Annotated in this window: 8 protein-coding genes; 1 reads left to right on the forward strand and 7 read right to left on the reverse strand. The window is 52.1% G+C overall.

The features are described from left to right. Window positions 1-79 precede the first annotated feature (79 nt). A complete protein-coding gene (locus BUA40_RS05305; protein WP_178299552.1) occupies window positions 80-2,317 on the forward strand; it encodes a carbohydrate-binding domain-containing protein in 2,238 nt (745 codons plus the stop codon). Between the two features lie 83 nt (window positions 2,318-2,400). Here the strand turns inward: BUA40_RS05305 and BUA40_RS05310 are convergent, their stop codons facing one another. The 7 genes from BUA40_RS05310 to BUA40_RS05340 form a co-directional block, all read right to left on the reverse strand. Then, entirely contained in the window at window positions 2,401-3,519 is a 1,119-nt protein-coding gene (locus BUA40_RS05310; RefSeq protein WP_072799179.1) for a type IV pilus twitching motility protein PilT, read from the reverse strand. Beyond that, window positions 3,519-6,251 carry a tetratricopeptide repeat protein gene (locus BUA40_RS05315; protein ID WP_072799181.1) on the reverse strand — a complete coding sequence of 911 codons (2,733 nt, stop codon included), beginning with the start codon at window positions 6,249-6,251 and terminating at the stop codon, window positions 3,519-3,521. The genes BUA40_RS05310 and BUA40_RS05315 overlap by 1 nt, the downstream gene beginning before the upstream one ends. A 9-nt stretch (window positions 6,252-6,260) precedes the next feature. Beyond that, window positions 6,261-6,506 (reverse strand): Trm112 family protein, encoded by a 246-nt coding sequence (locus BUA40_RS05320; protein WP_072799183.1) that lies wholly within the window; start codon window positions 6,504-6,506, stop codon window positions 6,261-6,263. Between the two features lie 82 nt (window positions 6,507-6,588). After that, complete coding sequence (locus BUA40_RS05325) at window positions 6,589-8,286, reverse strand: glycosyltransferase family 2 protein (RefSeq protein WP_072799185.1); 1,698 nt, start codon at window positions 8,284-8,286, stop codon at window positions 6,589-6,591. 47 nt (window positions 8,287-8,333) lie between these two features. Beyond that, the gene (locus BUA40_RS05330; RefSeq protein WP_072799187.1) at window positions 8,334-9,047 is read right to left on the reverse strand and encodes a polyprenol monophosphomannose synthase; all 714 of its coding nucleotides are present in this window, start codon (window positions 9,045-9,047) and stop codon (window positions 8,334-8,336) included. 14 nt (window positions 9,048-9,061) lie between these two features. Beyond that, window positions 9,062-9,997, reverse strand: a complete 936-nt coding sequence (locus BUA40_RS05335; protein ID WP_072799190.1) for a glycosyltransferase family 2 protein — start codon at window positions 9,995-9,997, stop codon at window positions 9,062-9,064. A gap of 27 nt (window positions 9,998-10,024) precedes the next feature. Further along, window positions 10,025-13,093, reverse strand: coding sequence for a glycosyltransferase family 117 protein (locus BUA40_RS05340; protein WP_255369213.1), 3,069 nt, complete (start codon window positions 13,091-13,093; stop codon window positions 10,025-10,027). Between the last annotated feature and the right edge of the window lie 14 nt (window positions 13,094-13,107).

Genomic DNA, 13,107 nt, shown 5'->3' on the forward strand with positions numbered 1-13,107 from the left:
CCGTGAATCCGCCCCAAACGCATTGTATCTTTAGTCTAAACAACCTTTATTTGAGGGAATCATGTTCACAAGGAAATGTTTGGGATACTCTTCACTTGTCGCGATGGGCCTTATGGCGGCCTGTTCAGACGACAGTTCTAATTCTCCGAAGGATGAAATTTCAGAAGCCATCGAGAATCAGGAAATCAACACTAACCCTTGCATCTATGACGGCTACACCGCCATGCAAGGCGCCAGCGGCGAAACGCTTTGCCTTGATGCCGAAGGTACTTTGGCCTTCTGGATCAATACCGACGGGACCTACGGATTCCCCGAAGCAGCGCAGGGCGCAACCGAAAGCGGCACCACCGATCCATCTACCACTACACCTGATCCTGCTGCAGAAACATCACCGAGCGATCCCGCCACGGATCCGTCTGCAAACGATCCGGCGGAATCGACCACGCCCGCAGAGAATACTTCCAACTTCTGCACGACGGACAAGGCTCTCTATACCGTGAACGGCATTTCTTACTACAAGGATGCCGAAGGCAATCTCTATTACTTTGATGCTAGCTGCAACAAGACTACGGTCACAGCGGCTACACCTGAAAGCAGTTCTTCTGAAACCATTTCGGAAGATCCCGAAACAGCAGCCAGTAGCGCTTCTCAGCCGGGACTTACTTCTTCTGAAACGGTAACGCCGGAATCGAGCAATTCGAATGTAGCGCCCAGCAGTTCTGCAGATGCAACCGCAAACAGCAGCGCCTCTGTCGTAACGCCTTCAAACGGTAGCGTTCCCACCATCAGTTACGCCGCAAACGGTGCCACTGTCGAAAACAACAACAACTGCGTCACGGTCACTGGCGGCGAAGTCGAAATTACTTGTGCCGGCGACTACGACTTTAGCGGCTCCTATAGCGGCGCTGACGCCCAGATCCGCGTGTATTCTCCCAAGAGCGATTCGGGCGTTTACCTGAACCTGCGCGGACTCACGCTTACCAATACGGCTGATGCTCCCATTTATTCGCAGATGTCCAGCAAGACCTTCGTGGTCGCCAAAAGCGGAACCACCAACACGCTTAGCGACGGAAGCACCCGTACGAAGTCTTATACTTACGTCAATTCCAACAACGAAACGAAGGTAGATACCACCAGCGCCTGCATTTACGCCAAGGACGACTTGACCATCAAGGGCGAAGGTACCTTAATCGTGAAGGGCAACTACAACAACGGCATTCACACTAGCAACGACTTGCGCTTCCGCGGTGCAACGACAATCAACGTGACCGCCGCAAATAACGGTTTGAAGGGCAAGGGCATCGTGGATATCGAAAACGGAAACATTACCATCGCAGCGACCAACGGCGACGGCATCAAGAGCGACGAAGGCGAAGATGCAGGCTCTATAGTAGACAATAAAGGCATTGTCAATATCAAGGGCGGCAACATCACCATTACCAAGGCGGGCGACGACGGCATCCAGGCTTACAACTATATCATCGTCCAAGACTCGGTTTCTGAGCCGAACATCAAGGTAACATCGACCGGCAAAGGCATCGTCTCTGACAACAGAGTTTACATCAATGCCGGGAAAATTGACATTTCTTCTGGTGATGACGGAGTGCATTCCAACTTGAACGTCTACTTTAACGGAGGCTACACAACTATTGCGGCCCCCAAGAACGACGGCGTACATGCCGACTCAACCCTCATGATCAACGACGGTACCATCTACGTGACCAATTCCTATGAAGGTCTGGAGGCCTGGTACATCAAGGCAAACGGCGGCATTACCGATGTCTACGGAACCGATGACGCCTGGAATGCTGCCGGCGGCAATGACGGATCCGGCAACACCAATCAAAGCGGCCAGTCAAACTGGGGATTCGGCCCCGGAGGCGGCATGGGTGGCAGAATGGGAAGCAGCAGCGGTTTCCTTACCATTACGGGCGGCGTACACCACGCAAAGACTGGCTCCGGTGACACCGACGGCATTGACAGCAACGGCGAACTCACCATTTCTGGTGGCGTTGTCATCGTTGAATGCCAGATTAGCGGCGGCATGGGCGGCTCCTTCGACGCCGACGGTTCAGCAAGCCTCACCAGTAAAACGGTTCTCGGTTTCAGCAGCGGTTCCTCGGAAAAGGGCACTAACTATAACGTCAGCTTTACAACCGGCAGCTACTACGGAACATCTAACATCGCATTCAAGCCCACCATATCGGGTAGATACATGGTCGCTACTACAGGTCAGCCCGCACAAGTAAGCAATACCTCCAGCTACCAGAAGAGCGTCACCTTCCCTTCAGGAAGCTCCGTCTACTACAACGAATAGAATTCCTCCTAATCCACCAAAAAGTCCTCCGCGAATTGCGGAGGACTTTTCATATTCTTGCGGCAAAGCCGCCTTGCTATTAGCTACATCCAACTGCGTTCAGACGTACCCGAGATACCGCGGATCTTAAGATCGAAGTCATCGGGGTTCGTGGCAGCGTTCATAGCCGTTTCAAGGGAAATCTTTTCTTCTTCGTAGAGTTTCAGGAGCGCCTGGTCGAAGGTCTGGCTGCGGTACTGCATGTGACCTTCAGCAATAGCCTGCTCGATCAAGTCGTTCTTGTCCTTGTCTTCGATGTATTCCTTGATTGCCGCCGTATTCACAAGGATTTCGGCAGCAGGCACTCGCCCGTTACCATCCTTGGTCGGCAACAAGCGCAGCGAAATAATACCGGCAAGCACTTCAGAAAGCAGCAAGCGAATTTCGTCATGCTGGTGCGGCGGGTACATCGAAAGCACACGGTGAATAGTTTCCGTCGCGTTCGTGGTATGGATCGTCGCAAACACCATGTGGCCCGTATCGGCAGCCGTCATGGCAATCTGCATGGTTTCCAAGTCACGAATTTCGCCCACCAGAAGCACATCGGGGTCCTGACGGAGAGCGGCGCGCAAGGCGTTGGCGTAAGAAAGCGTATCCACACCGATTTCACGCTGCGAAATAATCGCCTTGTTGTCCTTGTAAAGGTATTCAATCGGGTCTTCGACCGTAATGATGTTTACCGCTTCATTCTGGTTGATGTAATCCAGCATGGCGGCCAAGGTCGTCGACTTACCCGAACCCGTTGTACCTGTAACCAGCACGAGACCACGCTTGGTCAAGGACATGTCGCGAATGACTTCGGGCAAATGCAATTCTTCAAAGGCCGGAATCTTTGCCTTAATGTGACGAATCACCACAGCGATAGAACCGCGCTGGCGGAAAACGTTCACACGGAAACGGCCCATGTCGCGGGCACCCACGGCAAAGTCGCATTCCTTGTTAGCTTCAAAACGCTGTTTCTGATCGCGGTTCATGATGTCATCCAAGAAGGAATCCATCATCAGGGAATCCACCTTGACATCGAAAGGACGCTGCAAAGCACCGTTAATACGGTAAACAGGCGGAACGCCTACGCGCAAGTGCAAGTCAGATGCACCGCGGTTTACCATTTCGCGCAACAGTTTTTCAATACGAAGTTGCGGCTGCTGTTGCTGATCTGCCATTAAGCGTTACCTCCAAACTTATCGTTATAGAGCTTTTCCACTTCGGCAAGACGAGCAGCAATATCTTCGTTTTCAGGTTCTTTCTGAGCCAAGTCCTTATAGATTTCGAGAGCCTTTGCATACAGTCCCTGGTCGAAATAGATTTCAGCCAAGGTGCGGGTATTCAGGCTATCGTCCAAATCCTGTGCGCCACGATCCAGCGGAGCATCGGGGTCATTAATGAGACCAGCAGAAATTTCATCGTCGGAATCACCAGACATCAAGAAATCTACACCCTTATTCGAAGGCTTGGTTTCTTCAGTCAAGGAATCGTCGTCCATATCGAACAGACCCTTGAAGGCACCAGAAACTTCGGATTCCAGGGAATCCAAATCCTGAGCAGGTTCTGCAGCCGGAGCTTCCGGAGCGATATCGGCAGGAGCGGCTTGAGCCGTTTCTACTTCGGCGGAGGCAGACTCCCCTTCTACCGGCAGATCGTCCTCTTTTCCGAACAAATTATCAAAAGACTTGTCAAGGTCGCTTTCAATGGCTTCTTCTACGTTTTCGGCAGGCGTGTCAAGTGCTTCTTCAATCGGAGCGCCGGTGAGTTCCTGTTCGTTAGATTCAGCCTGCGGTGCCGTTTCGGGCAAATCCAAATCGTCGTCAGCATCGCCAAACATAGAGGCGAATGCGCCGCCCATTTCCTGAGCCAAGTCCGAAGTTTCAGACTTCACTTCAGGCATTTCCAATTCGGCTTCAGCCTGATTCACCTGTTCTTCCAGCGAAACGGGAGCTTCGGTTTCCTGCAAGTCAGCAGGAGTTTCCGTCAAAGTTTCTTCGGCAGGTTTTTCTTCGGGCAGATCATCGTCAGAACCGAAGAGAGAATCAAAGGCGCTGTCTACACTGAAGCTGTTGTCCGATGCGGGAGCTGCTTCAACAGGAGCCTCTTCGACAGCAGGCTCTTCAGCGGCTGTTTCTTCAGCAACAGTTTCTTCTGCGGCAGGTGCAGCAGGAGCATCGTCAGCGAAGAGATTGTCAATCGGCGATTCAAGAGCCGGAGCATCATCCACCACCAGTTCTTCTTCAGCAGATTCTTCTGCGGCCGGTTCGTCATCGAGCTTAAAGATATCTTCTTCCGCCGGAGCTTCTTCAGCAGGAAGTTCAAGAGATTCTTCCGCCGGCAGTTCAAGATCAGCAACGGATTCTTCCGCCGGAGCCTCAGCACTTTCTGCAGGCTTTTCTTCGGGCAGTTCGTCTTCACCGAAGATGGAATCAAAAGCGTTGTCGATGGTCGTCGGAGCATCTTCTGCCGGAGCAGTTTCTGCTGCGGGAGCTTCGAGCTCAGCGACTTCAGCCGGACTGTCATCGCCCGTCAGGTTCATCTCTGCAGAAGCGGACTTTTCAAACAAGCCACCTTCTTCTTCAGCAGGTTCTGCAGGAGCGGCTTCGAGAGATTCTTCCGCCGGAAGTTCAAGAGATTCTTCTTGCGGTGCAGCTTCAGCCTGCGGCTTTTCTTCGGGCAATTCGTCTTCGCCAAAGATATCACCGAAGGCATCATCGATGCTCTGCGGCTTGTCTTCTGCAGGTGCAGAAACTTCAGCAGACTTTTCGAACAGGGAATCGCCATCGTTATCTTCGATCCCTTCGTTCAGCGGGGCTTCAGCAAGATCTTCGATGGAACCGAAGCTAGACACATCCTGAGGCTTCGCTTCTTCCTGCGGCTTTTCTTCGGGAAGTTCGTCTTCGCCAAAGATGTCGCCAAAGGCATCGTCGATGCTCTGCGGCTTGTCTTCTACAGAAGCGCTTTCAAACACGGATTCCGCATTGGACTGCGCATTGTCGTCGATGCTTACAGGAATATCTGCAACAGGAGCAGCGCTAGCAAAGGGACTCGTGCTCGTCGTTTCTTCGGGTTCCAAGTCGTCGTCCAGACCGAACATGTCGGACAGGGCAGAAGAAACGTCAGAGCCGGAAATATTTTCGTCTGCAGGGAATTCTTCAATCAAGCCTTCAGATTCATCGGTCTTGATAGAATCCATTGCCGATTCCAGAGAAGCAGACAGGTCTTCCATGGTGGAATCATCGGCGGAATCGCCGTTGGGCAACATCGCCGCAAGAGATGCAAAGGGATCGTCAGAATCCACCGTCTCGGAATCAATCGATTCTTCGGTTGCAGGCATTTCGAAGGATTCCGTACCGGCATCCTCGGTCGCAGGTTCAGACGAGTTATCGTCATCGAAAGACAAGTCCAGCGGCGAAGTTTCTTCGCCAGCAGCCTGACCCATATCCTGGGTGCTGTCGGACATGATAATATCGGAATCCGCAGCGGCACCAATCGCAGCAGCGGCAGCCGTACTTTCGAGCACGGCGTCATATTCTTCTTTCCAGAAGGTGTTCAGCGGATCCATGTCGTGCAAACGACGGTAACAGACGTTGCGTTCGGCCAACATGCCAAGCTTGTCGTAGGCATCGCCCATAATGCGCTGGGCGGCCAAGTTGAACGGATCCATCACAATGATGCGTTCACATTCCTCGACGCAAGGTTCGTAGGCTTCCAGCTGAATAAGAATCTTTGCGCGAACCAGTCGTGCCGAAATATCATTCGGGTACAGCGTGAGACCGCCATCGACTCTCTGCAGAGCCTTGTCCAGCTCACCCGCCACGCGTTCGAGATCTGCAAGCCAAGCAAACACCATGGAATTGGAGTTTTTCTTGCCGACAGACTTTCTAAGTGATTCCAACGTTACCGCCATAAACACCTCTTAGAGCAAAATTGCTTCGTCCGCCAAAAGAACAGGAATTCCTTCGCGAACCGGATACACCCTGGAATTGTCTTCGGTAGTAAGAGCCTCGGTCAGAGGTTCCGTCACCTTTTCACCGGCAACGTTCTTCAACGTGCCTGCAGAAATAGACTGATTCAAAGCGGCCAAGCATTCGTCGGACGCCAATTTCAGCTTACCCCTCGTTTCGGGGCAGCACAGAATATCCAAAAGATTTGTATCGAACATAAAACCTTAATAATCAAATACTTACACAAAAAATAACATCATTTTTGTGCAATGTGTAAAGAAAATGTAGGTATTTTATGTTTTAGTGCAGATATTTGAGGTTTACAAGGGCGTAATTGCCCTCTTTTCCGTTACCAATCAGCAAAAACACGCGTAATCCGAGGCTATCAAGCCACTTGATGTCAAAATCTTCGCGATAGCCGGAGAAATTGGACACCACCAGGAGTTCGCGGCAGCCGGTGCGGTTGCAAACCGATTCCATCTCGGAAAGGGAGCCTAGGAGATGCTGGCGGTTCTCTTCGCTGATTTTGTCGGGTTCGGAACTCACGCAACCTAGGATTTCGATTCCGGGAATCACGTTGTAGCTATCGAACCAGTTGCTTAAGGAATCTTCTCGACCGCCAAGCAAAATGGAGCGGTGACGCTTCTTCGCAAAAATGCGGTAGAAATAGTTTATCCAAAATGCCACGCGACGCCACACAAAAAGTGCAATGGGAATCACCAAGCAGGTAGAAACCACGATGGCAATCCAATGATAGTCGTAAGGCAATATACTGATTTCGTCGTTGACGATAGGCGTCTGGGTAAAGTAGCGGAATGCCGCATAGCCACCCACCGTAAGTATATTCAGGGGGACCAGGTAACGAAGGAACTTTTCGCCCTTCAGGCTAGAAACCGTATATTCCCCGCGGAAGATAAGGAAGGCCATGTTCAAGACGGCAACCAAGCCGACCAGCCACCAGTCTTCGAACTGGGACACGCTCAACATGGAATGCTTTACGACTACGGAGTAGTCGATGCAATCCAAAGCCGCATCGCCGGTAAGCCCCATCTTGGCGCAAGAACGGGCAATGGAATCACCGCGGCCCAGGAATACAAAGGCCCAGATGGCGATAACGCCCAAGTCCAGGAACATCTTCCAGAACTTCGGAATGAGCCTGGAGAACATACCCACGAAGGCTGCAAACAGAATACCGAAAGACACCAGGAAATTCGGAACAAAGTAAAGGTCCTTGTGTTTTTTCACAAAGATCAGCATCGCCTTGTAGAAGTCTACATAAGAGCCCCAACGGCGCGTACGGCAGCTCTGGCCCTTGAAATGCAGAATGTTAGTCGAAGGCGTGTAATAGTTCTTGCGACCCGCGGCCTTTGTCCTGAAGCAAAGGTCAAGGTCTTCGCCGTACATAAAGAAGTCTTCGTCAAAGCCCTTCAGCTGTTCGTACAGGTCGCGCTTCATGCAGAAGAACGATCCACTGACCGCATCCACTTCGGTAACGGCATCGGGATCAGCGTAGGTCATGTTGTAGCTGGCCAGCAGCTTGCTCTTCGGGAACAAGGCGGCAAGACCTATCGTCTTCGAAACTGCAGAAATAATCGTCGGGAACGAACGACGGCATGCCCACTGAATGGAGCCGTCTTCGTTCAAGATGCGGCAACCCACCGTACCCGCTTCCGGATGTTCTTCCATAAAGTCCAGCACCTGCGTAAAGGAGTCGCGGGACACCACCGTATCGGGGTTGATAAAGAACAAGTACGGTTTCGTAGCCTGCTTTTCGGCGAGATTGCAGCCCTTACCAAAGCCCAGATTTTCCTTGGAATCGAGCCAAAGGACTTCGGGGAAATAGGCCTTGATTTCAGGCAAAATCGGCGATTCGGAACCGTTATCCAGAACAATAATCTGTGCATCCACATTTTCGCACGCATCGCGCACGGACTTTAGACATGCCGGGATAAAGTCACAGGAATTGTAAGCGATGATGATAATGGAGCAGGAATACATAGAGGAAGGAAGTAGACAGTAGGAAGTAGACAGTAGGAAGTGGGAAGTTATGCGAGTCCTAGACGAAGTTTGAGGACCAGGAAGAATGCTTCGGAAATAATACCGCCGCTCATCTTGGAAGTACCACGGGTGCGGTCCGTAAAGATGATCGGAATTTCCTTGACGCGGAGCCCCTTCTTCCAAATCTTGAAGGTGGTCTCGATCTGGAAGCAGTAACCGTCACTCTTCATCTTGTCGAGGTTCAAGGCCTGCAACGCTTCGCGGCGGAAGCACTTGAAACCGCCCGTGGCATCGCTAATCGGAAGTCCCGTCACGATGCGGGTATAGACGTTTGCACCGTAGCTGAGAATCAGGCGACGCAAGTCCCAGTTCACCACGCTGATGCGGTGATTCTGGTAGCGGCTACCGAGCACGAGATCGGCATCTTCAGCGGTTTCCAAAAAGCGATTCAAGTCCGTAGGAGCATGGCTAAAGTCGGCGTCCATTTCGAAGACGCGTTCGTAGTCGCGTTCGAGAGCCCATTTGAAACCGGTCACATAAGCGGAGCCGAGGCCCATCTTGCCCTTACGGCGAATCAGGTGAACGCGCGGATTCTTCTTGGTTTCTTCTTCGACCATGTCGCCCGTACCATCGGGACTGCCATCGTCAACTACCAAGATTTCCAGACATTCGTTCTGTTCCAAAATAGCCGACATAATGAGCATGATATTTTCTTTCTCATTATAAGTCGGGACAATTACAAGACTTTTAGGATACGCCATAAACCAACCTTCTCCTAACTCAAATCTACAATTTCACGAATCGATTCGGCCACCGGATAGCTCTGCTTTTTGCTTCCGTTCATCATTTCGCCCAAAAGGCCAAGAGAAATGAACTGCACGCCCATCACCAGCGAGAAGCCGCCTGCCAACAGGAGCGGACGCTCGTGAAGAGCGCCGGTCTGGAACCATTCGTAGCCAAAGTAGCCCGAAATGCCGAAACCGAGCAGCATAAAAATCAAGCCGAGCAAGCCAAAGAAATGAAGCGGCTTGGAGGCGAAACTGCGTATGAACATCAGGGAAACCAAATCGAGGAACCCGGACACCAAGCGAGATACGCCGTATTTAGACACACCGTGAATGCGGGCTCGGTGAGCGACCGGCATTTCTGTAATGCGGAAGCCCTGCCACTTGGCCATCACCGGAATAAAGCGGTGGTAGTCACCGTACAGGTGAATAAAGCGCACCACGGAACTGCGATAAGCCTTGATACCGCAGTTAAAGTCATGCAGACGCTGACCGCACACAATCGAGACCGTCAAGTTGAAAAGCTTGGAGGGCCACGTCTTGTGCCAGGGATCCAGACGACGAATCTTCCAACCCGAAACCAGGTCGTAGCCATCATCCAGAATCTTGATCATCTTCGGAATTTCGAGCGGGTCATCTTGCAGGTCGCCGTCCAGCGTGGCCACGTACTTGCCGCGAGCCTTGGAAAAGCCGAAGGCAAGTCCAGCAGCCTTTCCGCAGTTGAACTGGAAGCGGAACGCGCGAATAAAGGTATACTCCTTGGATAAAGACTCCACCACTTCCCAAGTGTTGTCTCGGCTACCGTCATCGATAATGATGACTTCGTAGGTAAAGCCCGTAGGCTCAATGGCCGCTACAATCTCCTTAAAAAGTTCAGGCAGGTTCTCGCTTTCTTCCTTAACCGGAATAACAAGACTCAAATCCATTCGTATCCTCTCCTCTTATCGCAAAAATTACTTGGCTGCAACGACAGCAGGTTCCTTGGCAGAATCCTTTTCAGCGGAATCGGCCGGTTCAGCCGGGGCGGGTTCTTCAACCTTCAAGGGTTCGTCAGACATATTCTCGATCTGACGGCCACTCATCAGGAGACGTGCTCGGCCACCTTCTTCATAGGCCGGAACACTGTTAAGACCGCGGTTCAGCACTTCCTGGGCATTGATCTTCTGGCCGGCAGCTTCGTAAACGAATGCCGCTGCCCAGTAGTTACGCCATTCCGAGGGGAACTGCTTGATGCCCAATTCAAGATACTTCACAGCGGCAGCAGCGATGCTGTCCACCTGAGCCTTCTTTTCGGCCGTGAACGGATGTTCATTGCGGATCTTGGAGATCTTGTCACGAGCATCAAAAGAAATCTGCAGGTACAGGGAAACGTAACCCGAAAGCAAGCGGGAAGTTTCTTCGTTAATGTAAGCGGTGCCGTCACCGAGGCCGCGGAACTTGAACACGGAATCAATGAGGTCTGCCGTGAACTTTGCATCAAAGGCGTTGCGCTTGGGGTTCAAATCACCCTTCACGAAGTTGTAGACCATACCTTCTTGCACCATGTACTTTTCAAGGCCCATGAAGTTGGAAGTACCGACGGTCGTGGAGATTTCAATCGGCTTGTCCATGTTCTGGAGAGCAAGGTCAATCACGAGCTTATGCTGCGTGAGCATCATACCGCTACGAGTACGGGCAGCCCATTCGGTAAAGGCATCCCACACCTGGTAGTGCACCTTGAACTGCATAAGCTTGGCAGAATCAGCGGCAGAAAGCTGCTGGCCTTCCATAGCATCGATACGGTTCTTGAGCTGCGGCATCAGACGCTGGGCGTTCTTCACCCACGTAGAAACCTGATGGTTCGGATTCGAGGCTGAGCTGTTGTCGAGCACCATGTCGCGATCGATAGCGGCCTTGTCGTAGCTGAGTTTCAGAATCGGTTCGTTGTCGAGCATCTGCTTGATATACCAGTCGGTATTACCGAGCGAGAGGTTCACCACGCGAACGTCCTTACGGATGCCGGCCACTTCCTGAGCGAACCACAGCGGGAAGGTATCGTTATCACCGTTGGTGAAAAGGATAGCGTTCGGGCGGCAGCTATTCAGCAAGTTGTAAGCGTAATCCCAAGGAACCCAGAGGCCAGAACGGTCATGTTCCTTGTAGTTGGAAACGCAGGGCACCAGGAACGAAACGGCAACCAGGAGTGCGGCCACCGGATTTGCAAATGCGGCGAAGCTAGATGTGGCGGCAAGGAACACCAGGATACCGGCGCCGATACCGTAAATCATGCTCATGAAAATAAAGGCCGGAGTATAGAAGTAGTCACGTTCACGGACTTCCAGATGCACGGCATCGGGGAACGGAGCGCGGCCACCCACCTGGGCAAAGCCACTTTCGATCTTCTGCCAGTTCTGCCAGATTGCGGAATTGGTGTAGCCATCGAGTTCACGCTGGAGTTCGGCCAAACGGGCATCCGGAGCACCATGAGCCTTGAGCGTTTCCATACGGATCTTGGTGTACTCAATGTTCTGACGCATGTCGATGAGTTCGTTCGGATCCGGGAGAGCCGTAATACCCATGCCACGTGCATTCAGGTCAGACACATTGCGGCTCATCACGCTCACCCAGTAGTCGTGTTCGCGCTGTTCCATGCGGGTGCCGTCGGCGAAGTTGATATAGAACAACAAGCCGAGAGAGCAAAGGGCATAAAGCACCGAAACAAACACGCCCACGTTACGGTTGCGCTTCCAGACGAACACGCAAACCATCACCAGGAGACCGTTAAAGAGCAAGAACATCATGAACTGCGGGAGCGTAGCGTCTCCCATGAAGCTCATCTGCGTCGGGAACTTGATACCGAGGCGTTCCACCGGCTGATTGTCGGCGGCATCAAACGTGTAAATGCCATTGGCGTAGTTCACGTCGCCCACCTTGTAAGGCAGGTACTGAGCCATCTGGTATCCACCGTAACCCATGTGCGGGAACGAGAGGAACTGGTGGCTAAGGCGAGAACGACGGTAGAAGGCACGGCTAATCATGCTTTCAGAGCCGTACTGCTTACGTTCAATGAAGTTGTTGAAGGCGACCCAGTTTTCGTCCTTGAAGAGGTTGCCGAGCTGGAGGTTGCCTTGTTCGTCGCGGATGTTGATTTCGGGGTCGTTTTCGTCGATAATCGGGTTCAGTTCCGAACGGATCGGAATGTAAAGGTGCGTGCTGTAACCGATCAGGGCGAAGAAAGCAAAAGCCAGGGACAGGCGCATGCTACGCTGCACACCCTTGTTCTTGATGGGCTTTGCCAAGCAAAGAATCGAAAGAGCGATCAAGCAAACGAAAGAAATTTCGATAAAGGCAGACACCATGTAAATCACGGAGCAAAGGAGCGTACCCGTAATCCAGATAGGAATGCGTTCCACAATCTTCTTGGGTTCGGCCACGAGCAAAAGAGCAAACACGGCAGGAACCGTAAGCATGGTGTAAAGATGAGCGCCCACGCCGAGGAAGGCGATGTAGCAGATAAAGATGAGAATGCGGTCGCTGTAAGCTTCGTTACGCTTGTTGTACCAAACGAGGCCGAGGTAAGACACCAGCATCAAGATGAACATGGCAATGCCGTAGACTTCGGCTTCGACCGCGTTGAACCAGAAGGTATCAGAGAAAGTCAGGAGGAAACCGGCAACGAGGGCTGCCGTAGCAAGCACCACCGTGCGGACTTTAGCAGAAATTTTTTCAGCGAGGGCATCAGTCTTGAGGACGGTCGCCAAAAGTTCCCAGGCAAAGAGAGCAGTCACATAGACGGTCGCCGCGGAGCTCACCACCGAGATATAGTTCACGCGCTTTGCGATTTCACCCACGAACGGGAGCAGCACGATGACTGCACGGGCGAGGAACACGAAGAACGGAGTTCCAGGAGGATGCGGAATACCCAAGGTATTGGCGCAGGCGACGAATTCGCCGCAATCCCAGAAGCTTACCGTAGGAGCCATTGTCAGCACATACACAATCAGTGCCACTAATGCCGCAATGCCAGCGAAGATATGTTTCATCCATTTTTCCTTGA

This window comes from Fibrobacter sp. UWT2 (assembly GCF_900142545.1).
Classification (GTDB): Bacteria; Fibrobacterota; Fibrobacteria; order Fibrobacterales; family Fibrobacteraceae; genus Fibrobacter.

Bases quoted from the DNA above. Each gene is read 5' to 3' on its own strand.
- BUA40_RS05310 (WP_072799179.1), bottom strand. From the start codon at position 3,519: ATGGCAGATCAGCAACAGCAGCCGCAACTTCGTATTGAAAAACTGTTG.
- BUA40_RS05315 (WP_072799181.1), bottom strand. From the start codon at position 6,251: ATGGCGGTAACGTTGGAATCACTTAGAAAGTCTGTCGGCAAGAAAAAC.
- BUA40_RS05320 (WP_072799183.1), bottom strand. From the start codon at position 6,506: ATGTTCGATACAAATCTTTTGGATATTCTGTGCTGCCCCGAAACGAGG.
- BUA40_RS05325 (WP_072799185.1), bottom strand. From the start codon at position 8,286: ATGTATTCCTGCTCCATTATCATCATCGCTTACAATTCCTGTGACTTT.
- BUA40_RS05330 (WP_072799187.1), bottom strand. From the start codon at position 9,047: ATGGCGTATCCTAAAAGTCTTGTAATTGTCCCGACTTATAATGAGAAA.
- BUA40_RS05335 (WP_072799190.1), bottom strand. From the start codon at position 9,997: ATGGATTTGAGTCTTGTTATTCCGGTTAAGGAAGAAAGCGAGAACCTG.
- BUA40_RS05340 (WP_255369213.1), bottom strand. From the start codon at position 13,093: ATGAAACATATCTTCGCTGGCATTGCGGCATTAGTGGCACTGATTGTG.